General features: G+C 69.6%; 22 protein-coding genes. 11 read left to right on the top strand and 11 right to left on the bottom strand.

Annotation, left to right across the window (positions count from 1 at the left end):
- Positions 1 to 2: 2 nt before the first annotated feature.
- Together DI276_RS01500 and DI276_RS01495 are read right to left on the bottom strand one after the other, a co-directional pair.
- The gene (locus tag DI276_RS01500) at positions 3 to 581 is read right to left on the bottom strand and encodes a hypothetical protein (protein WP_157984452.1); all 579 of its coding nucleotides are present in this window, start codon (positions 579 to 581) and stop codon (positions 3 to 5) included.
- Between the two features lie 199 nt (positions 582 to 780).
- A complete protein-coding gene (locus tag DI276_RS01495) occupies positions 781 to 3,462 on the bottom strand; it encodes an NACHT domain-containing protein (RefSeq protein ID WP_198680396.1) in 2,682 nt (893 codons plus the stop codon).
- 407 nt (positions 3,463 to 3,869) lie between these two features.
- Here DI276_RS01495 and DI276_RS01490 point away from each other — a divergent pair, with 407 nt between their 5' ends.
- The 5 genes from DI276_RS01490 to DI276_RS01470 are packed head-to-tail and all read left to right on the top strand — an operon-like array spanning position 3,870 to position 14,204.
- Positions 3,870 to 11,393: a DNRLRE domain-containing protein gene (locus DI276_RS01490; RefSeq protein WP_112261414.1), complete on the top strand. Its 7,524-nt coding sequence runs from the start codon at positions 3,870 to 3,872 to the stop codon at positions 11,391 to 11,393.
- A 13-nt stretch (positions 11,394 to 11,406) separates the two neighbouring features.
- Complete coding sequence (locus DI276_RS01485; protein WP_157984450.1) at positions 11,407 to 11,796, top strand: hypothetical protein; 390 nt, start codon at positions 11,407 to 11,409, stop codon at positions 11,794 to 11,796.
- A gap of 4 nt (positions 11,797 to 11,800) precedes the next feature.
- Positions 11,801 to 12,136 carry a hypothetical protein gene (locus DI276_RS01480; protein WP_112261412.1) on the top strand — a complete coding sequence of 112 codons (336 nt, stop codon included), beginning with the start codon at positions 11,801 to 11,803 and terminating at the stop codon, positions 12,134 to 12,136.
- Positions 12,137 to 12,148: 12 nt separating this feature from the next.
- Positions 12,149 to 13,162 carry a hypothetical protein gene (locus DI276_RS01475; protein WP_157984449.1) on the top strand — a complete coding sequence of 338 codons (1,014 nt, stop codon included), beginning with the start codon at positions 12,149 to 12,151 and terminating at the stop codon, positions 13,160 to 13,162.
- A gap of 49 nt (positions 13,163 to 13,211) precedes the next feature.
- A complete protein-coding gene (locus tag DI276_RS01470; RefSeq protein WP_112261410.1) occupies positions 13,212 to 14,204 on the top strand; it encodes a DUF6461 domain-containing protein in 993 nt (330 codons plus the stop codon).
- A gap of 4 nt (positions 14,205 to 14,208) precedes the next feature.
- Here DI276_RS01470 and DI276_RS01465 read toward each other — a convergent pair whose 3' ends face one another.
- From DI276_RS01465 to DI276_RS01455, 3 genes are all read right to left on the bottom strand, one after another.
- Positions 14,209 to 15,642, bottom strand: a complete 1,434-nt coding sequence (locus DI276_RS01465; protein WP_112261409.1) for a sensor histidine kinase — start codon at positions 15,640 to 15,642, stop codon at positions 14,209 to 14,211.
- Positions 15,639 to 16,310 carry a response regulator gene (locus DI276_RS01460; RefSeq protein ID WP_112261408.1) on the bottom strand — a complete coding sequence of 224 codons (672 nt, stop codon included), beginning with the start codon at positions 16,308 to 16,310 and terminating at the stop codon, positions 15,639 to 15,641. Before DI276_RS01460 ends, DI276_RS01465 begins: the two co-directional genes overlap by 4 nt.
- A gap of 171 nt (positions 16,311 to 16,481) precedes the next feature.
- A complete protein-coding gene (locus tag DI276_RS01455) occupies positions 16,482 to 17,036 on the bottom strand; it encodes an EF-hand domain-containing protein (protein WP_112261407.1) in 555 nt (184 codons plus the stop codon).
- Between the two features lie 176 nt (positions 17,037 to 17,212).
- Between DI276_RS01455 and DI276_RS01450 the strand changes: the two genes are divergently transcribed.
- Together DI276_RS01450 and DI276_RS01445 are read left to right on the top strand one after the other, a co-directional pair.
- Entirely contained in the window at positions 17,213 to 18,958 is a 1,746-nt protein-coding gene (locus DI276_RS01450; protein ID WP_232836377.1) for an ABC transporter ATP-binding protein, read from the top strand.
- A 138-nt stretch (positions 18,959 to 19,096) separates the two neighbouring features.
- Entirely contained in the window at positions 19,097 to 19,741 is a 645-nt protein-coding gene (locus DI276_RS01445) for a DedA family protein (protein WP_112261728.1), read from the top strand.
- Positions 19,742 to 19,759: 18 nt separating this feature from the next.
- On the opposite strand, the gene DI276_RS01440 is transcribed toward DI276_RS01445, so the two are convergent.
- The gene (locus tag DI276_RS01440; RefSeq protein WP_232836376.1) at positions 19,760 to 20,416 is read right to left on the bottom strand and encodes a class I SAM-dependent methyltransferase; all 657 of its coding nucleotides are present in this window, start codon (positions 20,414 to 20,416) and stop codon (positions 19,760 to 19,762) included.
- A 79-nt stretch (positions 20,417 to 20,495) separates the two neighbouring features.
- On the opposite strand from DI276_RS01440, the gene DI276_RS01435 reads away from it, so the two are divergent.
- Positions 20,496 to 21,104, top strand: coding sequence for a TetR/AcrR family transcriptional regulator (locus DI276_RS01435; RefSeq protein WP_232836375.1), 609 nt, complete (start codon positions 20,496 to 20,498; stop codon positions 21,102 to 21,104).
- An 8-nt stretch (positions 21,105 to 21,112) separates the two neighbouring features.
- On the opposite strand, the gene ccsB is transcribed toward DI276_RS01435, so the two are convergent.
- The 5 genes from ccsB to DI276_RS01410 all read right to left on the bottom strand — a co-directional run bounded on the left by ccsB (position 21,113) and on the right by DI276_RS01410 (position 23,991).
- The gene (gene ccsB, locus DI276_RS01430) at positions 21,113 to 21,946 is read right to left on the bottom strand and encodes a c-type cytochrome biogenesis protein CcsB (protein WP_112261726.1); all 834 of its coding nucleotides are present in this window, start codon (positions 21,944 to 21,946) and stop codon (positions 21,113 to 21,115) included.
- 5 nt (positions 21,947 to 21,951) lie between these two features.
- Positions 21,952 to 22,332 (bottom strand): hypothetical protein, encoded by a 381-nt coding sequence (locus DI276_RS01425; RefSeq protein ID WP_112261404.1) that lies wholly within the window; start codon positions 22,330 to 22,332, stop codon positions 21,952 to 21,954.
- The gene (locus tag DI276_RS01420; RefSeq protein WP_112261403.1) at positions 22,325 to 22,705 is read right to left on the bottom strand and encodes a hypothetical protein; all 381 of its coding nucleotides are present in this window, start codon (positions 22,703 to 22,705) and stop codon (positions 22,325 to 22,327) included. The genes DI276_RS01425 and DI276_RS01420 overlap by 8 nt, the downstream gene beginning before the upstream one ends.
- 75 nt (positions 22,706 to 22,780) lie before the next feature.
- Positions 22,781 to 23,635 carry a M56 family metallopeptidase gene (locus DI276_RS01415; protein WP_112261402.1) on the bottom strand — a complete coding sequence of 285 codons (855 nt, stop codon included), beginning with the start codon at positions 23,633 to 23,635 and terminating at the stop codon, positions 22,781 to 22,783.
- Positions 23,632 to 23,991: a BlaI/MecI/CopY family transcriptional regulator gene (locus tag DI276_RS01410; RefSeq protein WP_112261725.1), complete on the bottom strand. Its 360-nt coding sequence runs from the start codon at positions 23,989 to 23,991 to the stop codon at positions 23,632 to 23,634. The genes DI276_RS01415 and DI276_RS01410 overlap by 4 nt, the downstream gene beginning before the upstream one ends.
- Positions 23,992 to 24,081: 90 nt before the next feature.
- Between DI276_RS01410 and DI276_RS01405 the strand changes: the two genes are divergently transcribed.
- The 3 genes from DI276_RS01405 to DI276_RS01395 are packed head-to-tail and all read left to right on the top strand — an operon-like array spanning position 24,082 to position 26,158.
- Positions 24,082 to 24,642: an RNA polymerase sigma factor gene (locus tag DI276_RS01405; protein WP_112261401.1), complete on the top strand. Its 561-nt coding sequence runs from the start codon at positions 24,082 to 24,084 to the stop codon at positions 24,640 to 24,642.
- Complete coding sequence (locus DI276_RS01400; protein WP_112261400.1) at positions 24,639 to 25,424, top strand: cupin domain-containing protein; 786 nt, start codon at positions 24,639 to 24,641, stop codon at positions 25,422 to 25,424. Before DI276_RS01405 ends, DI276_RS01400 begins: the two co-directional genes overlap by 4 nt.
- Positions 25,421 to 26,158: an ABC transporter ATP-binding protein gene (locus tag DI276_RS01395; protein ID WP_112261399.1), complete on the top strand. Its 738-nt coding sequence runs from the start codon at positions 25,421 to 25,423 to the stop codon at positions 26,156 to 26,158. Before DI276_RS01400 ends, DI276_RS01395 begins: the two co-directional genes overlap by 4 nt.
- The last annotated feature ends 64 nt before the right edge of the window (positions 26,159 to 26,222 follow it).

Below are 26,222 nucleotides of genomic sequence, written 5' to 3'. Positions count from 1 at the left end.
CTTCACCAGAACGACTTCGGTGTGTTGACCCGGCGTTTCGCACCGGCGGGCGCCCGGCGCTGCATGACCACGACGGCGCCGAGCACCAGCCCGAACAGCACGCCGAACGTGGCCGACGCGCCGACCTGACCGAGGAAGAACTCCTCGGGCTGGCCGAGTCCGACGTAGGGCATGGTCTCCCGCGAGTCGAGCAGACTCACCGCGATCACCGAGGAACCCAGCCCTGCGATCATCGCGCTGAGCGTCGTCAGCCCGACGGTGATGACGAACAGACCCGCGCCTTCCTTCTCGCTGACCCAGCGCGGCACCCTGGCCAGCCCGGCGACTGCCAGCGCCACGAACAGCAGCGCCCGCACGTTCGCGTACCAGAACAGGAACGGCCCGACCCGATCGACGTCCACGTGCCAGCTCGGATAGGAGAGCAGCACGCCCGCGACGCGAAAGGCCGACTCGGCGTCGGACAGCGCGATCTGGAGGTCCCGGTTCAGCCACGGGTTGCCGACCAGCAGGACGTAGCCGAGCAGCACGGCGACGCTCGGTGTGAACAAACGCGGTAAGTGCGGTTCCCCCTGCCCGGTCACACCTGCAACTTAATTCACCTGCCTGGATCACGGCGACGGCCGATCGGCGTAGGCGTGGCCGGAGCTCTATTTAGGACGTTCGAGTCCGAGCGGCATGGAATCGAGGGAACCGACCCCGGCGATTTCTCAATTGGCACCTCCGGATGCCCCGGCTGCGGCAACCCCCTGTCGCGGGAACGCGTGCTCGAGACGCCGTAGGTCAGACGCCGAGCTCACGGCCGAGCACTTCGAGCAGATGCTCGGCCATCCGGCGGTGCACGCCGCTGTCCACGAAGTCGTTGAGCAGGACGAGGATCGACCTGCGCACGATGCTCTGGTTGGCGGGAGACGCGGTGCGCAGGAGTGTGGTCAGACGTTCCTGCACGACCGAGCGGTGCCGCCGCGCGAACTCGGAGCTCCACGTTGTCTCGTCCCAGGGGCCCGTGGTCGCGGCGGCGTGCAGCTCGACGCTGATGATCCGGCGAATGATCCCCGGTGTGGGCTGCACGTGCCGGAGCGCGTCCACGCTGAACTCGAGGGCCAGCGGATGGTCCTCCGCGGTGATGTGCTGGAGCAGTTCGCTTGCGCCGTCGTCGTGCTTCTGGTCGTAGAGCTGGAGCGCGATGCGTGCGACGGGGCCCCACCGGACATCGCGGCTGTGACAGTGGATCGCGAGCCACAGCGACTCGGCGGTCTTGTTGCTGCGCACCAGGTAGTCGGCGGCGAAGAACTCGAGGAAGGTCCGGTGGGTGAACCCGTAGGTCGGCTGGCCGCAGTCGGACCCGCTGTCGCTCAGCACCCACGGGCGACCGGTGCAGAAGTCGACGAACGCGGCGGCGTGCTCCTCGGCTTCGTCGTGGTCGAACCCCTTGGCCTCCAGGTACTTCATCAGCACGGACATGATCTTCCGGCGTGGCCACGAGGTGCTCATGTCGTCCTTGGCCGTCAGCTGTGTCCACGCGAGGTACCCCACCGCCCCGCGCAGCCTGCCTTCGAACCTCGCGGGCAGTGGCACCCCGCGCATCTGGTCCCATTGCTCGAAGAGCATCAACGCGCACTTCTCGTAGACCTGCGCGAGGTTGGTGGGCAGGTAGTGCTCGCTGGCGTACATCGAACACAGCAACGCGAGCAGCAACGGGTTGCTGCGCAGTTCGCCGACCGTGTCGCCGTGCTGGAGGAACGTGTCGGCGAGCGCGGCCCGGTCGTGCTCGGAGGTGTTGGCGTCCAGGGCGAACCACCGCCGGACGTAGGTGGTGACCTGGTCGTCGTCGAACTCCTTGATGACACCGACGTCGAACTGCTTGGGGTTCAGCGCCGCGGTCTCGTAGCCGACCTTCCGTGCGGTCACGATGATCGGCACCGACGGGTACTCGTCGGCGAAGGACTCGACGAGACGGGCGAACCTGTCCCGCAGGTCCGGGTCGACGAGCTCGTCCACACCGTCGAGCAGCACGACCGCCCTGCCGTTGCGCAGCAGGTACTCCACCGCTCTGACCGGAGGCTCCACGTTGTACGGCTCGCGGCACAGCGCTTCGAGGTAGGCGACGAGCCCGCGCCCGCCTTCGCGCAGCGAGGTCGCGACGTTGCGCAGGATCAACAGGAACGGCACCCGTTCACTGTCGTCGCCGGCGATCTCCCAGGCGAGCTTGGCCATCATGGTCGACTTGCCCGCACCCGGGTCGCCGAGTATGACGGATCGTCCGCCGATCTGGTCGCTGGCCGTGGCACCTTCAAGTGTCGGCGTGACGTAGAGATCGTCGTACGCGACCGACGCGCTCATGCCGGTGACGCGCAGGTGCGGCAGCCGCATGACCGCGTGCATCGAGGTGATCCTCGCTCGCATCCGCTCGGCGAAGGCGTGCACCTCGACCATGTTGTTCATCTCGCCGAGCAGCCTGGTGTTGCTCGTGATGGACTTGGTCGCCAGGTGGCCGAGCCACGTGGCGACCTCGCTGGTCACTACGGGGAGCGGAAGTTCCGCGATGGTCACTTCCATGCAGTTGACCAGCACGTTGAGGACTGTGAACGCCCCGACGTCTCTGGTCCACCCGAACAGTCCGACGTGGTGCCGAAGCCCGTGCATGATCTCGATGCGCAGCGCCGTGTTGATCTCCTCGGCCTTGTGGTCGAAGAGTCGCCAGAGCAAGACTTGAAGCTCGATCTCCTCGAAGTCGGGCGATACGAGGTAGCGCCGCAGTGCCATGAGCTGCCTGGCAGATAACCCAGGGCCGAGCTCGGACTCAACCCCCGCTTGGACTCCGTCGCGGAGAACCGTCCGCACGCGACGGTCGCGGAGATGCCCGCTGACGATGCGGAACACCTTGCTGCCGGACGGTGCGTCGGCCCGCCGGAGCGTGGGTCGGGGGAGGGGCGGCAGTGACTCCGGCAACGGGCGTGCCCGCCGGAACACTGGCACGTTGCCCAGGACCGGCTCGACCTCGGCCGGCTGGTCGGTCAAGAGCCGCAACAACTCCTCGGCCCCCGCCAAGGTGAACCGGCTGACGTGGTACACGGTGGCTGTCGCGGGAGCGAGGAAGTCGGGTACTCCGGCCACGGACTGGTCGGGCAGCACGACGGGCACGAACCGCTCCAGCCCGCACGGGTCGGCGTAGAACGCGTCCCGGATGAGCCGGGCCTCCCACTGCACCCCGCGCCCCGCGCCCGGCGTGCTGCGGCCCTCCGCCCGTGCCCGGTAGGCCGCCGACGCCACCACCAGTACGCGGTCGGCGTGCCGGATCTCGTCGGCCATCCACAGCGCCCAGTCCTGCCGTTGCCCGGCGGCCGAGCGGTCGAGCTTCGCGTCGATCCCGTTGGAGCGCAGGAAGTGCCACAGCGAACGGACCTGGTCGCTGTGCGCGTCCGACTCGTGCGCGTACGAGATGAACACCCGCTGCGGCCGCACCTGTACTCCCCTTCCGCGGACTGGCGGATCATGGTCGCAGTCGCAGGCGATCTCGCAGTTCGAATTGAGCCCGCGTCGCCTGTTTTGGCCACGAACTGTCACGTTTCTCGTGGTCCCGAACGAGGGCGTTTAGGCCGAACGAGTGGAACCGGACGCACAGGACAGCGCAGGCAAACCGGATCAGTGCAGGTCCGGCCGCCGTTTCGAAACCCAAACCCGATTTGTGTGCTCTGTCTGCGCCGACCAGTACGCCATCTGGCGGGCCCCGGTGCTGATCAGCCGGGTCGATAGTGGCCACCTGGGGTTTCTCACTCACCAACTGTGGGGCGTTGGGAGTGCGTCAATTGGGGGTTGCCGTGGGGTCGGCCGGATTTGTGCTGTCCAGATTACGTTCGCTGATCTTGTTGGTGTTCGCGCTCGTGCTCGTCACGGGCAGCTTGAGCGCCGTCGCACCGGTGGCGAAAGCCGCGCCTGGACCGTCCACTTTGCTCACGCCGCAGCTCGTGCGGTCGAACGGGGCACAGCTGAGATGGACCAGAGCCGAGGGTGAAGGTTTCACCAACTACCAGGTCCACAGATCCGCGGCGGCGGGCTTCACGCCGAGCGCGACGACGCTGGTCACGACGATCGGCGACCGGGACACGATCCAGTGGGCCGACACCACGGCGGCACCGAACAAGACGTTCCGGTACCGCGTGGTCACCGGGACCGCCGTGTCCAACGAGATCGCGGTGACCACGACGGCACCCGGCCAGAGCAAGCTGGTGGTGAACGCTGCCGAAGGGTCGGGCGCCGCCACCTACGTCACGAAGGACACGACGTCTCCGCAGGGTTGCTACGACTGGAACAACTACGGCGGGGCGCAGCAGGTGCGGGTCGGTGCCGCCACGGACGGTGTGGTGCACCGCGGGCTCGTGCGGTTCGACGTGCGGGACATCCCCATCGGCGCGACGATCACCAACGCCACCATGACGTTGTCGTACTCCGGCACCACCGCGACAGTTCGTCCGATGAACGTGCACCGCGTCACGAGGGCGTGGAACGAAGGCAGGGCAGCCTATCCCGGCTCGTGCGACGGGTCGGGCGCCAGCTGGCTCGAGACCCAGGGCGGCGTGCGCTGGAGCAACGACGGCACCGACAACGACCCCGCCGCGCTCGCGACCATCGCGGCGAAGTCCCGCACCACCGCGGGAAAGGACGCCGTCAACCTGGCGGCCGAGGTCGGCCGGTGGGTGCGCGGTGACGTGCCCAACCACGGCCTGCTGATCAAGGCCGCCGACGAGACAGTGCCGGCGAGTGGCGCAGCGTGGCTCGACTACGCCTCCGACGACGCAGCCGAGCGCCCGACGCTCGAGGTCACCTTCGCCGACGGCACGCCCGCGCGGGCGCCGCTGGTCGTCGTCACCTCGCCGGAGCCGGACAGCGCCACCGACATGGGCGAGCACACGTTGCGCGCGCAGGCCGGTGACGACGCGAAGGTCACCAAGGTCGACTTCCTGGTCGACGGCAAGGTCGTCGGCACCGACAACACCGCGCCGTACGAGGCGAAAGCACAGCTGGCGGAGGGCGTGCGGACGGTCACCGCGACGGCGACCGACGACGCGGGCAACACGTCGACGTCGCCGCCGAGCAAGGTCACCGCGCGCAAGCCGTACAACGTCATGCTCGACACCTACGAGCCGAGGGACAACACGACGGTGCGCGGCCAGGTGGCCGTGCACGGACTCGACTGGGGCGGCGGTGAACGAGCACCGGTCGACGTCATGCAGATCCTCGTCGACGGCACGGTCGTCGCCTCCACCAACAACTGCGGCCAGGTGCCCGACGGCGGCGAGTGCCAGGGCACGTGGAACAGCCTCGACCCCATGCACACGTGGGAGGACGGGCCGCACGAGATCACCACGCGGCTCGTGGCGCAGGACGGCCGGCTCGGCGTGTTGTCGCCGCTGAAGAAGGTCGTGCTGGACAACGACACCCTGGACCTGCACCGCGCGAAGGTCACCCTCAACGACCCGGCGACCGCGGACGACGACGCGCCGCCGATCATGGCGCAGAACACCACGGCCGGTGTGCCGCAACAGGATCCGTACGGCGCACCGCCCGACGAGAACGGCATCGGCGGCGGCAGCCTCGGCAGATCGGTGCGGTCCTCGCCCGGCGCGATGCTGCCACCGTCCCAGCCGCACCGCGCCTCCGAGTGCCCGTCGGCCGCGCACTGCGCCACGGTCTCGGTGACCAACGAGAGCAAGCAGAAGTGGGACGGCAGCGAGGTCAGCGTCTGGTACCGGTGGCTCGCCGACAACGGCGCAGTGCTGCTGGAACAGCCGGCCGACGTGTCGTTGCCCGCCGAGGTCGCACCCGGCCAGACCGTGCAGCTGCCGATCACCGTGCACCCGCCGAAGCTGCCGCCCGGCGCGGACACCGGCAAGTTCGAGTTCCGCGTCGACCTGTTCGACACCGCGGCCGACAGCTGGTTCTCCGCCATGGGCAACGAGGCGCTCGTCCACCCGGTGACGATCGCCAAGGACGCGCGGGACATGCTCGGCCTGGAACGGTTCTGGCACTACGAGTCCGAGGACCTCGGCGCGGGCATGACGTCGCTGACCAACGTGGCCAACGGCAACGTGCTGCTGCGCTGGTCGCCGTTCTTCGCGCCCGGACGCGGTCTCGCCACGACCGTCGACCTCACCTACAACTCGCTCGAGGACCACTCGAAGAGCCCGGCAGGCCACAACTTCTCGCTGGCGGTCAGCGGTCTCGTCCGGCTCGGCGAACGGCTGGAGGTCGAGGGGCTGCTGTTCGCGCGCGGCGTCGAGCTCGTCGACGGCGACGGCACCCGGCACCGGTTCGACCGCAAGACCGACAGCAACGGCAAGGCCTACTGGGCGGAACCACCGGGCGTCAACCTGTACCTGCGCGAGATCAGGACGAACCCCGCCGACCGGCGCTGGGCGGTGACCCGGCCGGACGCGGTCACCTACTGGTTCAACGACGACGGCTACCCGACCGCGGTGACCGACCGCAACGGCAACACGATCGTCTTCGAGCTGGAGGACACGCCCCTGCTCGACGACCCCGGCGGCCCGCGCAAGCGGATCAAGCGGGTGGTCGACCCCGGCGGCCGCGGCTTCGTGATCGACTACTGGACGAAGGACGAGATCCGCAAGCCGCACGTGCGCGGCAAGGTGCAGCGGATCACCGACCACAGCGGGTCCGCACTGGACTTCACCTACTACGAGGACGGCAACCTGCTGCGGCTCACGCAGGCAGGCGGCACGTCGTCGACGGGACAACCGGTGCCCAGCCGGTCGTTCGTCTTCACCTACACCACCTACAGCGGTGACGACCCGGCGATCGCGGACCCGAAGGAGCGCATCGATCCCGACCCGCGCACCCGCGGGCAGTCCACCCGGATCTTCAGCGTGCGCGACCCGCGCGGCGCCGAGACGTCGTTCGACTACTACAGCCCGCGGGAGGACGCGGCGAAGCGGTGGCGGCTGCAGACCCGCGCCAACCGCAACGGCCACCTCACCTCGTTCGACTACGACCTCGCCAACAAGACGTCCTCGGTGTTCGCACCGGAGTCGCGGGTGTCGAAGTACACCTACGACGCCGACGGCAAGGCCACGAAGATCACCAACGCGCTCAACCAGACCACGACCGTCGAGTGGACCGGTGACTTCAAGGTCGCCAAGGTGACCGAGCCGACCAACAGGTCCACTTCGTACACCTACAACGCCAACGGCTACCTGACCTCGCAGACCGACCAGCTCAACCAGAGGTCCGAACTGAGCTATGTGGACAGTGCGGTCGACGGTCAGGACGCCGGCAGACACCTGTCGCTGCTGGAAACCGTCACCAAGCCCAAGGGCGTCGCGACCACCACGGCGGGCGACTTCCAGTGGAAGTACAGCTACGACGCGACCGGCAACGTCGACAAGGTGACCGACCCGACCGGCGCGGTGACCGACTACGACTACAACGGTCCCGGCACCGCGGCACCCGGCACGGTCAGCGCGATGCGCGACGCCAACGGCAACGCGCCCACGACGTACCCGGAGTACGACCCGTCCGGCCAGCCCGCCCGCGTGGTCGACCCGCTGGGCAGGGTGACGCGGTTCGGCTACGACGTCGACGGGCAGCTGCGCTGGATCCAGGATCCCAACCACGCCGGCGACTCCGGCGCGGACGAGCGGTCCTACCGCACGTTCTTCGACTACGACCCGTTCCACCGGCTGGACCGGCAGAGCGCGCCCAAGTCGACCGGTACCGACCGCGGTGAGCTGATGTGGTCGAGCGTCGCGTTCGACGCCAACGACAACCCGGTGCGCCGGGTGGACCCGCACTTCGGCCGCGCCGAGTCGCTCGGCACCGAAGGGCCGGTCGCGTCCGGGTTCTACGACAACATGGACCGGCCGCTCGTGGTCGGCAACCCGGACCGCAGCGTCGACCCCGAGGGCGAGCGGGTGGCGTTCGAGTACGACGCCGCCGGCCGCGTGGTGAAGCAGACGATGCCGCTCGGCGTCCAGTCCGCGACCGTGGCCGACGACCACACCACCACGTACGCCTACGACAAGCTCGACCGGCCGACCAGGGAGACCAGGTTCGGCGCGACCACGGCGGAAGCCCGGTTCACGCACATGTGCTACGACCTGGCGGGCGACCTGGTCTCGGTCACCTCGCCGCGGGCCAAGGCCACGTCCGTGGCATGTCCGGCCACGGGCAACAAGTTCACCACCTTCTACACCTACGACGCCGCGCACCAGCTGCTGAGCGAGACCGACCCGGTCGGCATGGCGCAGCGGTACCGCTACGACGGCAACGGCAACCTCACCAGCCACGAGCGCGACATCGTGGCCGGGCGCAGCACCCGCACCGAGTTCGAGTTCGACCAGCGCGACCAGCGGGTGCTGCTGCGCGAACGGTTCGACGGCGCGGCCGGGCGCAACGTCGAGACGCGGATCTCCTACGACCGCAACGGAAACCGCAAGCAGCTGATCACGCCGCGCGGTGTCGACGACGGCCGTGACGGCACGTTCGACAGGTATGTCACCAGCTACGACTACGACGCGGTCAACCGGCTGGTCAAGGTGTCGCTGCCGTTCGACGGCGCCGACAACACCGAACGCCAGTACGTGCACCGCGACTACGACCCGAACGGCAACATGCTGTGGACGAGCGCACCGGTCACCACGGCGAACCGGCAGGACGTCCGCGACAGCGCCAAGACGCTCATCTCCTACTTCGACCCCGGCTGGATCCGCACGTCCAAGGATCCCGGTGGGACGACCGTGCGGATGGACTACTTCGCGCAGGGCTGGCAGAAGACGCGCACGCCGGACCAGCAGGGCGCTCCTGGTCAGCCGGACAACAACAAGCGGGTCGACTGGACCTACTTCAACGACGGGAAGCTGAGCACCCGCAAGGAGTTCCTCGGCCAGCCGAGCACCTACACCTACGACGCGAACGGCAACCTGACCAGGGCGGTCGACGCCCGCGGCAGCGAGAGTCCCGAGCAGCAGCAGCCGACGGAGACCGAGACCCGCTTCACCGGGTTCGACGAGGTCGCCAAGACCCGGCACCACAAACGCGGTGAGCCCACCTGGAAGTTCACCGCCTACACCTACGACGAGAACGGCAACACCAAGGTCCGCGCGGAGAACGGTGAGGAGAACGACGCGGGCACGCAGACGAAGGCACCCGTGCGGCACGAGCTGTTCTACGGCGAGAACGACTGGCTGAGCTCGCAGCTCGACCTCGGCACGGACGGGGCGTGCAAGGGCGACCAGCGCATCGTCAACACGTTCTGGGGCGACGGCTGGGAACGGCAGCGGGAGATCTTCCGCGCCGGTGACGGCTGCTCGGCCGACCCGGCCACGTGGACGAAGCAGCAGACCACCACGTGGGACTACTTCGACAACGGCAAGCTGCGCAACCTGGTGACCCGCACGGGTTCCGGAGAGATCACCGAGTCGCACGACGTCGGTTACATCGACGACGCCGGCAACTACGCCAACGGTCACCGCGTCACCGACCGGTTCCTGCTCAAGCGGGCGGAGGGCAAGAACGCGACCCAGTGCGTCGGACCGCAGACGTGCCTCGCGAAGTACACCTACGACGCTCGCGACAAGCTGGTGCGCCACCAGAAGCGGGAAGGCAAGGTCGACACGTTCAAGCTCGACGAGCCGGACAAGCTCGACGGCGACAACACGATCCGGTCGGGCAACGTCACGACCGAGAACAACGCCAAGGGCGAGAACATCACCCGCCGCTACGAGGGCAGCCAGCTGCGCAAGGTCTCCATCGGCGGAGCGAGCGTCGAGAGCTGGTACGACAACTACGGCAACCTCGACTGCCTGACCCTGGAAGCAGGTGACCGCAACGACTGCAGCCGCAGCGGAGGCGCGCCCGCGTCGCCGAACGTCGTCACCGACCACGCCTACGACAGCTTCGACCGGCTGCTCAACACCCGGCAGTACGCCGGTGGCGGCACGCCGACCGACACGACCGACTACACCTACGACGCCCTGGACCGCACCACGAAGGAGAAGGAGGACCACGCGGGCGGCGGCAAGGACCGCACGACCGACTTCACCTACCAGGGCCTGACCAGGCAGATCACCGAGGAGAAGCAGTCCGGCGGCGACAAGCCGAAGACCAAGTCGTTCTCCTACGACAACTACGGAAACCGGATCGCCATGTCCGACAAGGACAACGGCACCGGTGCGGAGGACAAGTACAGCTACTCCTACGACGTGCAGGGCTCGGTGTCGCAGCTGATCGGCGACGCCGGCAAGGTGAAGGCGTCCTACGGGTACAACGCCTACGGCGGTGAGGACGCGCCGGAGAGCGACCAGGAGTCGCTGACCACGGGTGACACCGACAAGCAGGCACCGATCAACCCGTTCCGCTACACCGGAAAGCGGATGGACTCCGGTTCGGCGGCGTCGGGCACGTCACCGGTGCCGATGGGCTCGGCGTCCTACGACATGGGTGCCCGCCGCTACGGGCCCGACCTCGGCCAGTTCCTGCAGCGCGACCAGTACCAGCACGCGTTGTCCGACCTGGGCCTGGCCGTGGACCCGTTGACGCAGAACCGGTACGCGCTCGCGGGCGGCAACCCGATCAGCTTCGTCGAGACCGACGGGCACTGGCCGGACCTGGGTGCCATCGGCAACGCGATCAAGGAGGGCGTCAACAAGGCCGTCGACGCGGCCAAGAACGCGGTGTCCAAGGCGTCCAGTGCGGTCAAGGACGCGGGCAAGGCCGTGGGCGAGGCGGCGAGCAAGGCCGGCCAGGCCGTCGGCAAGGCGGCCCAGAGCGCCGGCAACGCCGTCAAGGACGCCGCACGCGCCACCGCGGACAAGGCGGGCGAGGTCGGTGAGGATCTCAAGCAGTTCGCGGGCGCGGCGAAACGCGCGGTGCAGAGCGAAGGATCGCAGCAGGGCTTCGACATCGCCGAACGGACCCACAAGGCCGTCGAGGCGATCGAGGGCGGCGTGACCAGCGCAGGCCAGGTCATCTCGCGGACCATGCAGAACGCGGGCGACAAGGCGGGCAAGGCGATCAACCGCGGCGCGAACGCGATCTCCCAGCTGGCCGACAGCCCTGTCGGCAAGGCGACGGGCAGGGCACTGACCGCTGTCGGCGGACTGATCAGCTTCGGCAAGCACTACTCGAAGGGCGACTCGGCGCTCGAAGCGGGAGCGAAGGCGGGCATCGAAACGCTCGGTGGCATCGTCGGCGGGATCGCCGGTGGCTTCCTCGGCTCCTTCTTCGGCCCGGGAGGTACCGCGGTCGGTATTTTCATCGGCTCCCAGCTCGGCCAGCTGGGCGCCGAAAAGGCCGTCGAGAAGTTTGAGAAGCCGATCGAGGAGGTCACCAACAAGGGCAAGAAGGGCTGGCTCGGTGACGCGCTGAGCGGGGACTGAACGGGGTGACGTGGTGACGTGGGTGGATCTCGGGATCATCGTGCTCTTCGGCGGATATGCGGTGCTGTGCTGGCCGATGGTCCCGAGCACCTGGCGCGGCGAGGTGCCGGAGGCTGAACAGGTGCGGGCGGCGAGCGGTCTGCGCAGGGCGTGGCTGCACTACCGGTACATGTTCGGCTGGCAGCGGACCTGCCTGGTGCACCTGCTCGCCCTGACCGGCGGCCTGCTGACGTACCTGGCCGTCCGGCTGCACGACGTGGTGGGGAGCCAGGCCGTCTACGTCCTCGCGGGCGGGATCGGCCTGGTGACCGCGGCGCTGTTCGTGCTGTGGGCTGTCGTCGCCGCCTTCCGCCGGCCGCGGTTCGTCGTTCCGCCGCACCTGCGTGACCACGAGGAGGAGTAACACCGTGAGGCAACTGGCAGCAATTGTCGTCGGGTTCGTCGCCGCCTGCCTGATCGCCGCGATCTTCGGCGCCGACTTCACGTCCGCGGTGGCGATCGGCCTGTTCTACACGGTGCCGATCCTCGTCGGCCTGGTCCTGCCGTGGTGGGGACCGGTCTCGATGGCGCTGGTCGTCGTGATCGTCATGCTGATCGCCGGCCCGTTCACGCCGAAGGACCAGCAGGGCAGCGTCATCTCGTGGTGGGCGTGGTTGTGGGTGTGGATCACCATCGCGGCGGTGCTCACCGTGGGTTACACGTGGATCGAGCAGAAGCGCAAGGCGCGCAAAGCAAGCAAGTGATGGGGGAGCGGAATGAGATCGTGGCGCAGAGCGGCAGTGGGTGGCGTGGCGGCGTTGGCGTTCGCGGTGGGGGCGCCGGCGGCGCACGCGAGCGGCGCGCTGCCGTTGACGGACTTCGGCGGCCTCGTCGTCGACAACGTCCACAAGAGACTGTTCGTGACCGGCGGCGAGTCGAACAACACCGTGGTGGTGACGGACTTCTCCGGTTCCGTGAAGAAGACGATCACGAACCAGTTCGGCGCGTCCGGCATGGTGCTGAGCGCGGACAGCTCGACGCTCTACGTGGCGCTCGCGTCCGGTGACGCGATCTCGGCGCTGGACACGGTCACGTTCGCGGAGAAGGCCAGGTACGCCACGGGATCGCAGACGTGCCCGACGCATTTGACGCGCACCGACCGGTACGTGTGGTTCGGCTACGGCTGCGACAACGTGTGGAACGGCCGCATCGGCAAGCTCGACACCGGCGCGACCCCACCGGCCCTGGCGCTCGACCAGCAGGGCGACGCCCGGTTCCAGAAGGCCCCGTTCGTCACGGCGGCACCTGCCGGGCCGTTGCTGGCCGGACAGCTGGAGCTCAGCCAGTCGTCCGTGCACGTGTACACAGTGGACGCCGGCGCGCTGCGGCCGGGCCCGTCCGGCGGCGTGGCGGGCAGCAACCTCACCGACGTGTCGCTGACCCCGGACGGCACGACGTTCTTCACCGCCGCCGGTTCTCGCGACCAGGTGGACGGTTTCGCGACCGCCGACCTGTCCCGCCGCGGCGGTTACCCGACCGGCACCTACCCGAACGCGGTGGCCGTCTCACCTGACGGCCGCTATCTCGCCACCGGCGTGCACACCACCGGCGACGACATCACCGTGTTCAAGCTCGGCACCACGAGCCCGGTCGACAGCTTCTCGTTCAGCGGCACCCTGACCCAGCGGAGCCTCGCGTGGTCGGCCGACGGCAGGAAGCTCTTCGCCGTGACGCACACCGAACCCTCCAGTGCGCCGACGTTGCGGGTGGTGAACTACCCGCTCTCGTGAGTCCAGGCGTGGGTGCTCGTTCGGGCACCCACGCTCTACCCTCAGGCACGTGGAAGACGCCGTCGATCACTACTTCGAGCTGCTGTCCGCGGATCTGCTGCCATCGGACGCGTTCTGCCTCACGGCGGTGCAGGGCCTGACCGTCGACGAGGCACTCGAACGCTTCGACGGCTACCCGGGCTGGGCGGTCGCCGACCTGGCCGAGGTGGGCGAGCGCGCGGCCGGCGTCTACCCGGACGAACTGCCGGCCGTCGTCGCGGACGAGGTGGACGGCTGGGTGCTGCTGGCCGAGAACAACGGCTGGCACGGAACGATGACTCCGGTGCTGCAACGGTTGTCGGCGGGCACGGTCGTCGCGTCGGCGTTCTGGAACGTCAACCTGGACAGCGCGATCAGCCTCGCCCGCGACGGCGAGGTGCTCGCGGCGTTCGACTTCGTCATCGACCGGAAGCCGCCTGCCGCCCTGCTGCCGCATCTGGAGGGGCTGGAGTTCACCGATGCCTACCGCATGACCGCGGAGGCACTGGCGTTCGTGGAACGGGTCTCCGGCGTGCGGCTCACCGCGGAGTGGGCCGCACGCCGGCATCCCGCCTCGGTCATCGGTGACCTCTGGCGGTTCCGCCAGTCCGATCCGCTGAGCTGGCTGGGCGTCAACGCGCCGGACGTGCTGGCGGCGCTGCCCGCCGCGGACGACGTTCGGTCGGTGGCGGAAATGGTGGTGTCGCAGGCGGGCACCGAGCCGGGTGGCCTCTCGTTGCCGCAGGCGTACCAGCGGGTGCTGGAGCTGCGTTGGGAACGTGGCCGGCCGTTCGACCGCGCGATGGACTCCGTCGCACAGCTCAACGCGGCCGTCACGCGCCGGAACACCGTGCCGGTGGAGGAACGCGCGGCCGAGACCCGTGCACACGTGATCGCGGCGAACCTCGCGCTGCAGGAGGAGGATCCGTCCGTCGCGCTCGCTTCCGTTATGTACAACGCCTGTCAGGCCGATCGTGCGCGCTGGCCCGCCGTCCTGGCGGCGGTGCGGGCACGGTTGACCTAGCCGGTCAGTTCTTCCAGTGCACCGGTTGGTGTTCGCCGAAGATGAGCTCCCACTCGAGATCGGGAGCGGGAACCGGGCGCGGTTCGGGGATGTGGCCGTGCGTCGAGGTGATCGTGCCGTTGAGGAACTGCCACACCTCGTCGCCCATCCGCTGTCCTGCGGTGGCCTTCCTCGGTTGCGGGATGCCGGTCGGAAGCGTTGCCACGAAACAGATCCCGCGGAACCCGCTGGCGTCGGTGGCCTCCAGCGTGCCGTGGTGCCTGGTGGCGATGCGGCGGGCGATCGCCAGTCCGAGACCCGCGCCGCCCGCGGCACGGGTGCGGGCCTCGTCGAGCCGGGTGAACCGGTCGAAGACGCGTTCGCGGTCCGCCTCCGGGATGCCGGGGCCGTCGTCGATGACCTCGAGCGTCGCGGAAGGCCCGCCGCGCAGGCGCACCACGACTTCGGTGCCCGCGTGGCGTTCGGCGTTGTCCAGCAGGTTGCCGAGCAACCGGGACAGCTGTGCGCGCCGCCCGGGAACGAGCACGTTGTCGTCGGCTTCCAGGGTGACCGTCGCGCGGCGGGAGACCTCCCGCCGCACCACGGCGGTGAGGTCGACGGTGTCCTGCTTGTCCAGTGCGTCGGCGTCCAACCTGGCCAGCAGCAACAGGTCCGTGGTCAGCTCCTGCAGCCGTTCGGTGTCCTCCAGCGCCGCCTTCACGACGGTGGGCCAGTCCGCCAGGTGCGGGTGCGACAGCGCGATCTCCAGCTCGGCCCGCAACGCGGCCAGCGGGCTGCGCAGCTCGTGCGAGGCGTCCGCGACGAACCTGCGGGTGTCCTCGACGGTGCGGTGCATCCGGTCGAGCGTCTCGTTCAACGTGGCGCCCAGCCGCGCGATCTCGTCGTCGGACGACGGCACCGGCACGCGCCGGGTGAGGTTGTGCTCGTTGATCTCGGCCACCTCGGCGCGCATCGCCTCCACCGGCCGCAGCACCCGGCTGGCCGCGGCCAGCACCGTGCACGACACCAATGCCGCGACCGTGCCGAACACGGTGAGCATCGCGAGCGTCGCGCTGTTCAGCTCCCGTTGTGCCTGTGCGGCGACGGCCTGCGCGTCCTCCCTGTTGCGGCCCGGTCCTTCCCCGGTCAGCTGGTACGGCGTTTCGCCGAGGTCGCCGAACCGCCACAGCGACAGGTCCGGCCGCACCTCGGTGCTCGCGTACCGGACAGGCGCCCATCCCGGGGGGAAGGCAACCCGCCCGTCCGGGGCGACGGCAACCTGCCTGTCCAGCTGGGAGCATCCCTCGCTGGAACACATGTAGTGCAGGCGCGAGCTGTCCGCGGTCTGGGTGATGATCTGCTGCCGTTGCGCCACCAGCATCAGCATCCCGGCGACGCCGATCACGAGCGCGGTGACCACGGTGGCCAGCGCGGTTACTTTGGCCGGCAATGATTTCATCGGTCCACCAACCGGTAGCCGACACCGCGCACCGTGGTGATGCTCCGCCGGTCGAACGGCGTGTCGATCTTGCGGCGCAACGCGCTGATGTACACCTCGACGAGGTTCGGGTCGTGGTCCTGCGCCGCGTCCCACACCCCGTCGATGATCTCCGACTTGGTGACGACCTCGCCCGCGTGCCTGAGCAGGAAGTTCAGCACCGAGAACTCCTTCGCCTTCAGGTCGATCCGCGTGGTGCCCCGATGACACTCCCGGCTGACCGGGTCGAGCACCAGGTCCCCTGCCCGCAACAACACCGGCTGCGCGGTGCGCGACCGTCGCGCCAGCGCCCGCAGCCGAGCCACCAGCACCACGTACGAGAACGGCTTGGTCAGGTAGTCGTCCGCGCCGGTGTCCAGGCCCTCGGCCTCGTCGAACTCGCCGTCCTTCGCGGTGAGCATCAGGATCGGCGTCCAGATCCCCGCGTCCCGCAGCTCCTGGCAGACCCGGTAACCGTTGAGGCCGGGCAACATGATGTCCAGGACGATCACGTCGTACGGGTGTTCCCTGGCCCGCCACAGCCCGTCTGTGCCGGTGCGCTCCACGTCGACGGCGAACCCTTCGGCGGTCAGGCCGCGGGTCAGCAGGTCGGCGAGACGGGGGTCGTCCTCCACCACGAGCACGCGCATGTGAGCAGGGTGCCGCATCGCGCATGATCGAGTCCTGAAATCCGGTTCAGGATCGTTCAGCGTCCCTTCAGGTTCGCCCTGGCAAGCTCTGCGTCGTGGACGAGGGGGATCCACGATCCGGGGGAGAAGATGGCGGCGCCGTTCGGGGGGAACAGCGCTGCCATCTTCTGTTCAGCTCAGTTGCATCGACCGCGGGTACAGCCAGCTGCCCGGCGTGCCCGCGGTGGGGTTCGTGTAGTACTCGTGCACCGCGTCCACGTACTCCTGCAGGCTGATCGAGCCGTCGCCGTCGGTGTCCAGGTGCGCGAACGCGATCTCGCACTCGGCCTCGGAAAGGCCGCGGGCCTGCAGCAGCACCTGGAACTCGGCCGGCTCGACGCGGCCGTCGCCGTTCGTGTCCGCGAGCGCCAGCAACGACTCGGAGACCTCGAGGAACATGTCGTCGAACTCGTCGACGTCGACGAACACCGCCGCCATCGCCGCGCGGTACTCGGGAAGGGTGATCCGGCCGTCGCGGTCGGCGTCGCAGTGCTCGACCAGCGTCTCCCAGAACCGGTCGGACGTCTCGATGAGCTCCCGGCCGCGCTCCGAGGACGCGGGCTCACCGAAGGCCAGCAGCAGCCGGTTGGCGAGCGCGTAGAGGTCCGCGAGCTCGATGACGCCGTTGCCGTTGACGTCGTAGTGGTCGAACGTCGTCTCGATCCGGTGCTGCAGAACCTCGTCCATGACCACGAACTGTGGCCTCAGGCGCGTCCGAACGCAAACGCACCCGTCGGGTGGCTGGTGATGACCAGCCACCCGACGGCCACGACCAGCCGGTTCTGCGGTGCCGCCGGCGGTGGTGCGGCACGGAGGATCGACGGTGACCGTTGACCGACGACTGACTGCGGAGCTGTGCCACCGTGCGCCCCTCGATCGACCGCCCAGCCTGGCGAATGCTGCTGGGGTACGTGAAACCACACCGGCGCACTGTCCTGTTCGGAGGGTTGTTCGTCCTGCTCGGCGGGCTGGCCGCGGCCGCGCAGCCGCTCGCCGCGAAGGCGCTCGTGGACCGGCTCGGCACCGGCGACTCGATCACCGGGCTGCTGACGCTGCTGATCGGCCTGGCGCTCGCCGGCGCCGCGATCGCGATGGTCGGCGGCTACCTGCTCGAACGGGCCGGGGAGTCGGTCGTGCTGGTGGCCAGGAACCGGCTGACCAGGCGGTTGCTCTCGTTGCGCGTGCCCTCCGTGCAGCGGTCCGAACCGGGCGACCTGCTGTCCCGCTTCACCAGCGACACGACGTTGCTGCGCGAGGTGTGCACCAACGCGCTCGTCGCACTGGTCACCGGCTCGGTGACGTCCGTCGTCATGGTCGTGATGATGGGCGCGCTCGACCTCGTCCTGTTCGGCGTCACGCTGGCCGTGCTCCTGCTGGTCGGCCTGATCGCGGGTGCCGGTATGCCGATGATCGAGAGGGCGTCCCGCGCGGCCCAGGTCGCCGTCGGCGAGACGGGTGCGCGGATGGAGCGCGTGCTCGGTGCCTTCCGCACGGTCAAGGCGGCCGGCGCGGAGACCAGGGAGATCGCCGCGATCGAACGAGGCACCGAGGACGCGTGGCGCGCCGGTGTGCGTTCCGCGCGGTGGGAGTCGGTGGTGCACGGGTCCAACACGCTGGCGGTCCAGGCGGCCTTCCTCGTCGTCCTCGGCATCGGTGGCGCGCGGGTCACGACCGGCGCGATGCAACTGTCCACTTTGGTCGCGTTCCTGCTGTTCCTGTTCTACCTGACCGAGCCGATCGGTGAGCTGCTGCACGCGGGCAGCAGGCTGCAGATCGGGCTGGCGGCGGTGCGGCGGCTGGCCGAGGTCGAGGAGATGCCCGCCGAGTTCACCGGCACGACCGGCCCGCAGCCGAGCACTGACGGGGCCGCCCTGGTCTTCGACGAGGTGAGGTTCCGGTACGGCCCGGAGCTGCCGGAGGTCCTGCGCGGAGTGAGCCTCGAGATCCCCGCGACCGGCCTGACCGCGTTCGTCGGTCCTTCCGGCGCCGGGAAGTCCACGCTCTTCGCGTTGCTCGAACGGTTCTACGAGCCGTCGGCGGGACGAATCCTGCTGGACGGCCGCGACCTCGCCGACTGGGACCTGGCCGGCCTGCGCGCGGGCATCGGCTACGTCGAACAGGACGCACCGCTGCTGTCCGGCACGTTGCGGGAGAACCTGCTCTACTGCCGGCCGGACGCCACCGAGGAGGACGTCCGCGACGCCGTGACGCAGGCCCGCCTGGATTCGCTCGTCGACCGGCTGCCGGACGGCCTGGACACGCCGGTCGGACATCGCGGCAACTTCCTGTCCGGCGGCGAACGGCAGCGGGTGGCGCTCGCCAGGGCGTTGATCCGCCGCCCGCGCCTGCTGCTGCTCGACGAGATCACCTCGCAGCTCGACGCCGCGAACGAGCTGGCGATCCGCGACGTGGTGATGACCGCGGCCAAGACGATGACCGTGCTCGTGGTGGCCCACCGGCTGTCGACGGTCACGGAGGCCGACCGGATCGTGGTGGTGGACAACGGAATTGTGCGTGCCGCCGGTACGCACGACGAGCTCGTGGGGCGTGATCCGCTGTACGCCGAGTTCGCCGCGACGCAGCTGCTCACGAGCGGGCGCGAAGAATGACCATCGTCAGCCTGTCGGGGTTCGCCCTTAGTCCCAAGGTCTACCACCGGGTCAGACCACGGGCCGATGTGCGCGCAGTACCCGTTCCGATGAACTGTGCGGCAGCAAGCCGTGCTGTCCTACTGGGGAGATGAGTCCGTGGCCTTCTTGACCGATGCCCTCGAAGGGCTGGCCGGCCTGCCGCAGCCCGCCGTGCTGGCGGTGACTGGCGCGTTGACGCTGGCGGAGTGCACGCTCGGCGTGGGCTTCCTGGCACCGGGGGAGAGCGCCCTGCTGCTGGCCTCGACGACGGTCACGACCGTGCCCAGGTTCCTGGTGATGTGGCTGGTGGTCACGGTGTGCGCGGTGACCGGCGACAGCATCGGCTACTACCTGGGCCGCCGCTTCGGCGACCGGCTGCGCGACAGCAAGATCGTCCGCAAGGTGGGGCAGCAACACTGGGACAAGGCGACCGACCTGCTGCGCCGGCGTGGCGCGTGGGCGGTGTTCGTCGCCCGGTTCATGCCGGTCGTGCGGACCCTGGTGCCGGCGGCGGCGGGTGCGTCGAAGCTGGAGTACCGCCGGTTCCTGCCCGCCTCGATCGCGGGCGCGACGTGCTGGTCGGCGCTGCACATCGGCATCGGCTCGGCCGCGGGTGCCTCCGCGAAGTACATCGAGTCCGTCTTCAACGGGGCGATGTGGGTGCTGCTGGGCATCGCTGCGGTGGTCGGCGTGATCGTCGTGCTGCGCCGCCGCAAGCAGGCCGCCGCGGCCGAACCCGGGGAACTGGAGGAAGTCGCCTGAACCGGGTGTCTCCTGCGCTCAGCCCGTGCCACCGGGCTTGTCGGCACGAACGCAGTGCAGGAACCAGCTGACCTTCGTCGTCGACCGGACCGCGAATCCGGCGTCGCCGAGCATGGGCGCGATTCGCTCGACCGGGTTGTCCCGCATCGTCTCGCCGGCCACTGTCCCCACCAGGTGCCTGGCCAGACGTCCCCGCGGTGGCAGGAAGTCCGCGATCAGCACCCGGCCGCCGGGGCGCAGCACCCGGAACATCTCGGCGAACGCCGCGGCGCGCGCCGCCACGGGAATGTGGTGCACGGCCAGGCTGGACAGCACGACGTCGAACGACGCATCCGCCAGGTCGAGCGCCTCCGCCTTGCCGAGCTGGAACGAGCAGCCGGCGCTCGCGCGCGTCCGCTGTGCCTGCGCGACCATCGGTTCGGACACGTCGACTCCCAGCGCGCGTCCGCCCGGCGAGGCGGCCCGCGCGGCGAGTGCGGTGAGGAAACCGGGTCCGCAGCCGACGTCGAGCACCTCGTCGCCCGCGGCGACGTCGGCGAGTTCGACGAGGCGGCCCCAGATGCGGCTGCGACGCCCGGTGAACGTCACCGCGGAGAACAGTTCGTAGGCGAACGCGTGGGTGATCGCGCCAGGGGCGCCGTCAGGTGTCTTGCCGTGCAGGCGTGTTCTGTGCAACGGACGTCCTAACTTAGTCGCGACTAAGAAGTGTCGGCGAGCTTAGTCGCGACTAAGTAAGGTTGTCTAGGATGCTTCCGTGACCGAACAACAGGCCCGTCGAACCCGGATGCCAGCCCAGGAACGGCGCGAGTCGATCCTGGCGGCGGCGACCGAGGTGTTCGCCGAAGTCGGCTACCTCCGGGGCAAGACCTCGGTGGTCGCCCGCAAGGTCGGCGTGAGCGAACCCGTGGTGTTCCAGAACTTCGGCACCAAGGCGAGCCTGTTCGCCGCGGTCGTGGACCGCGCCGCCGACCACGTCTGCCGCATGGTCGAACGCCTCACGACCACGACCCTGCCGGTGTCCGGCCTGCTCAAGACGATGCTCGATCCCGAGCACCTGCGGCACGTGCACAGCGCGGGCACCGTGGGCGCGATCTTCGCCGACGCGTCCACCATCACCGGTGAAGCCGAGATCGAAGCCGCTTCCCGCAACGCCGTGCAACGGTTCGCCGTCGCGATCACCGCGTTGCTCGACCGCGGGCGCGCGGACGGCGAGCTGCGGGCGGACCTCGACACCGAGGCCGCCGCCTGGTGGTTGCTGTCCTTGGTGGCGTCGCAACGGTTTCGCCAGGCCACCGCCGGTGATCCGGTGGTGGTCGAGGCCCGGCTCGCGGAGACCACCCTGGCGCACTTGACGGGACGCTGAGCTCGCGATCAGCCGGTGCCCGCGTAGGAGTGCAGGCCGGACACAACGAGGTTGACGAAGAAGAGGTTGAACAGCACGGCGAGCATGCCGATCACGTTGATCCACGCCGCCGGCTTCCCGCGCCAGCCGGCGGTCGCGCGCGCGTGCAGGTAGGCGGCGTAACAGACCCAGGAGACGAACGCGACCGTCTCCTTCGGGTCCCAGCCCCAGTAACGGCCCCACGCGGCTTCGGCCCACACGGCGCCGGTGATGATCGCGAAGGTGAGCGTCGCGAAACCGACCGTGCCGGTGCGGTAGGCGACGCGGTCGAGGTGGTCAGCGGGCGGAAGTCGTTTCGCCGGACGGTGAGCGGTCCACAGGTGCAGCCCGCTGACGACGCCGGACAGCAGGAAGACACCACTGGCCAGCACGGCCGCCGCCACGTGGATCGCGATCCAGTACGACCGCAGGGCCGGCTGCAGCGGTGCGACCTCGACGTAGAGCTGGTTGCCGGCGAGGAACAACAGCAGGGCCAGCGGCAGCATCACGAACAACGACAGCCGGCGCAGACCGTGCCGCCACACCACGTACAGCCAAGCGACGACCACGACGAGGCCGACCGCGGACAGGTACTCGTACATGTTGCCCCACGGAACCCTTTGTGCGGCAACACTTCGGAGCACGAGCGAACCGAGGTGCAGCAGCGCGCCGAGCACGGTGAGCGCGACGCCCAGCCGTCCACATCGGACGGCGGCGGCCGGCGGCGAGTCCGAGTAGCGGGTGAGCGACCACTCCGCCGCGCACAGCAGAGCTGCAGCCATGTAGATCCCGAACGCGCTCGTGAACAACCAGTCGCTGAGCATGCCGATCACGCGGTCCTCCGCAACCACAGCAAGCCGAGCACCGGCAGCACCAGGGGGACGAAGCCGTAGCCGATGCCGAAGAACGACCACACGGTCGCATCCGGAAAGGCTTGGGGCACCACGAGGCCGGCGGCGCCGACCGCGACCACGCCGACGAGCTCGACGGTGCACGCGAGGAGCGCGATCCGCCGCGAGTCGAGCGCGAGCGCGACGGTGGCGAGGACGTAGACCACGGCGGCGAACGCGGACAGCAGGTACGCCACCGGCGCCTGGTCGAAGCGGGTGGCGAGCTGCACCGCCGAGCGCGACGTGGCGGCGACGGCGAAGATGCCGTACACGGCGACCAGCATGCGGCCCGGTCCCTGCCGGGTCGACGCGTCACGCATGGCCGGCCCAGATCTGGCCGAGGCGCACGACCATGACCGGCACGCTGAAGCAGGCGACGGCCAGCACGCCCGCGCTCCACCGCGTGCGCTCGGCGGCCGACCACACGACGGCGACGGGAAGGATCAGCGGCGGCCCGACGAGGTAGCCGACGAACGACAACCGGTCGATCTCCCGGTCCATGCCCAGCATCTGCACGACACCCACGACCGCCTGCACGAGCAGTCCGACCTCGAGCACGGCGAGCAGGCCGACGAGCCCCTGCTTGGCGCGCGTCAACGGCAGCAGCGGTTTGTTCGCGGCGATCAGTGCCAACGACCAGGCGGCGCACGCCAGCGACAGGACGGTCAGGACCGTCGGCAGCACGGAGATCATCAGACTCGTTTCCCAGGGACGCCCAGAACTACTACGGAATGTAGCACTACGACGTGTAGTAGTTCTGTGGGCGGGTCAGCAGACCAGGAAGCTGAGCGGCGTCGAGACCAGCACAAGACCGCTGACCAGCGCACTCCACCGCAGCCAGGACGGCGCGGTGGACGCGGTGGCGATGCGCTGCAGCCGGGCGCTGATGGCGGCGTCGGCCATCCCGAGCGCCCCGGCGGGCGGCCGGGTGCTGAACCTGCTGATCGCGGCGACGAGTGCTTCGGCGCCGTGCTCGCGGCAGGCCCGGTCGTCGGCGCGCATCTCGACCAGCAACGCGACGGCGTCCGCGATGCGAGGTGCCAGCACGCGCAGCGCCACGAACGGCAGCAACACGAGGTCGTGGCGCTCGCGGGCGTGCGAACGCTCATGCGCCAGCACGGCTTGCAGTTCGACCGCGCTGAGGCTGTGCAACGCGCCCGTGCTCAACACGATCGACGACGGTCGTCCTGGCAGGCAGTACGCGACGGCCTGAGGATGATCGACGACCAGTGCGCCGGGAGCGGCGGCATCCTTCCGCGCGACGAGCGTCAGCAGGTCACGATGCCGCCGCCGCACGCGCACCACGGCGTACCACGAAGAAACAAGCGCTGCCGTGCACGCGACCAGCAACGCGAGCCCGCCCAGCACGAGGTGATCACTGGCCACAGTGGACCCGGCATGCGCGGCCCACCTCGCGAGCCCTCGAGCGATCGGCGCGTCGTAGGGATCGAGCCCGAGCGCGATGAGCAGGCCCGCCAACGACAACACCCAAGTCAACGCGAGCATCTGCCACACCGCGATCCCCGTGCCCGGTGCCCGCCACACCCACCGGGCCCGCACGAGCAGGGGAGCGGCCGCCGCGCAGACCGCCAGCGTGACGAGCAGGTGCAGGGCGGCGCTCACGGCTGGTCCGGCTTCTCGGCGAGCGCCTGGCTGAGCGCCTCGGCCTCCGGCGTGCTGACCTGCCGGGCGAAGTGCGTGAGCGCGGCCTCGCGGTCACCGGTGAGCGACAGGGCGTCGAGCATGAGCTGGGCGACGTACTCCGCGCGGCCGGCCACCGGCGAGTACCGCCACGCCCGGCCGTCCGGCTGCCGCTGCACGAACCCCTTGGCGGCCAGCCGGGTCAGCACGGTCATGACCGTCGTGTACGCGAGATCGCGGCTGGACAACGCGTTGACCACGTCGCGCACGAGCATGGGGGAGCCGTGGTCCCACAGGACCTCCATCGCCGCCCGTTCCAGCTCACCCAGGTTGCCCAGCACGCCCGCGATGGTGTCACAGCGTTGCTTACGTGACGCACGTCACACAGATGCGAGAACCCGGGCCGCGATCTCCACGTCTTGCTCTGTGTGAGATCTGTCCGGGGTGAGCCCGCCGACCTCGACGAGGAGCACCTCGTGCGCCGTGTCGCACGAGGAGACCGCCGTGCGTTCGAAGAGCTCTACCGCCGCACCTCGCCGTGGCTCACGGTGCGGTTGCGCAGGCGGTGCTCCGACGAGCAGATCGTCGCCGAGGTGCTGCAGGAGACCTACCTCGCGGTCTGGCGGGCCGCCGACGCGTTCGCCGGTGCCGCCACCGGTGGCAGCGCGGTCGGCTGGTTGTGGACCATCGCCGCCCGGCGCTTGATCGACGCGTTCCGCAGACGTGCGCACCACGCCCAGCCGCCTGCTGCCGCCGCGGCTGCGCACACCGCTCCGGCCGCCGACGAGCCGGTGCTGGACGGGGTGGTCGGCGACGAGGTCGGGGACGCGTTGCGCAGGCTGGCGCCGGAGTTGCGGCAGGTGTTGCTGGCCATGGTGCTCGACGGGCTGTCGGTGCGGGAGACCGCGGTGCTGCTCGGGGTGCCGGAGGGCACGGTCAAGACGCGCGCTCGGCGGGCGCGGATCGCGATGAGGGAGGCTCTCGCATGAACGCGCACCACCCGAGCGAGGAGATGCTGCGCCGCTACGCACGCGGTGACGACATGGCCGCCGACCAGTTGTGGGCCGTCGAGTCGCACCTGGAGACCTGCGCCCCGTGCCGTGGCCGCCTCGCCCCGGAACCGATCGCCACTGCGGTGTGGGCCGAACTCGCGCCACTCATCGAACGCATGCCGCAAATGCCGCGCACACACGCGTGGCGGCGGCGGGTGCACGGGTGGGTCTCGCCCGCGGCCGGGCCGTGGCTGGTGATGATCCTGCTCGTGACCGCCGCGGCCGTGGCGCTGGACCAGCTCGGCTCGGGGGCAGGTGTTTCGCTCGTGCTGCTGATCGCGCCCGTGCTGCCGGTGCTCGGCGTTGCCGCGTCGTGGGGGCGGGCGCTCGACCCGGCGTACGAGCTCACCGCCGCGACGCCACGGGCCGGGCTGCCGCTTTTGTTTCGCCGCACGACGTCTGTGCTCGCGGTGGTGGTGCCGGGCTTGACCGCCGCGAGCTTGCTGACCGGGCTCGGGCCATCGCGGTGGCTGTTGCCCTGTCTGGCTTTCACCGTCGGAACGCTGGCCCTCGGCGCGCTGGTCGGCATCACCCGTGCCGCGATCGTGCTCATCGCCGCCTGGGTCTTGGCGATCGTGGCACCGACGATCGCGTTCAGCCGCACGTCCGTGGCACTCGACCTGGCCGCCACACCCGTGTGGGCAGGTGTGCTCCTGCTCGGACTGGCGGTGATCGCCGTGCGCAGAATGGCTTTCACCGGCTTGGAGGCGAACCGATGATCGAGGCGCGCGACCTGCGGGTCAAGGCCGGCCGACGGATGGCGGTCGAAGGCGTCACGCTCACACTGGGCAGAGGTGTGCACGGACTGCTCGGGCCCAACGGCGCCGGCAAGACGACGCTGATCCGCACGCTCGCCACGGTGCTGCGACCGGCTGAGGGGAAGCTGGTCGTGCTCGGTGGCACGGACCCGCGCCAGCTGCGGCGCCGCATCGGGTATCTGCCGCAGGAGTTCGGGCACTACCGCCGGTTCACCGTCCGGGAGTTCGTCGCGTACGTGGCGTGGCTCAAGGAGATGCCGGACCGCGACGTCCCCGCCGCCGTGCAGCGCGCCATCGAGCGCGTGGGTCTCGCCGACCGCGCCGACGACAAGCTCAGGACGTTGTCCGGCGGCATGATCCAGCGCGTCGGCATCGCGCAGGCGATCGTCAACGACCCGGAAGTCCTGCTGCTGGACGAACCGACCGCGGGCCTCGATCCCGCGCAACGCCTGCGGTTCCGCGAGTTACTCGTCGAGCTCGGCGCCGACGCCTGCGTGGTCGTCTCGACCCACCTGGTCGAGGACGTCGCCGCCGCGTGCACCGATGTCGTCCTGCTGCGCGAAGGAAAGCTGGTCTTCCAAGGCACTCCGGCTCAGCTGGCCGCGGCCGGCACCACCGAGCACGTGGGGGACACCCCGATCGAACGCGGTTACAGCGCGGCAATGGGTGCGCCGAACCGGATCGGGTCCTGGTGAGCCAAGTCACAGCGATCGGAGAACCGCGGGGGCCTCGTCGCCGTCTTGCCGGTTGTACGCGCAG

Origin of the sequence: Lentzea terrae (genome assembly GCF_003265345.1) — a bacterium.
In the GTDB taxonomy this organism is placed as follows: Bacteria; Actinomycetota; Actinomycetes; order Mycobacteriales; family Pseudonocardiaceae; genus Lentzea; species Lentzea terrae.
The sequence above is the reverse complement of the archived record's forward strand: the minus strand, read 5'-3'. Positions and strand labels throughout refer to the sequence as shown.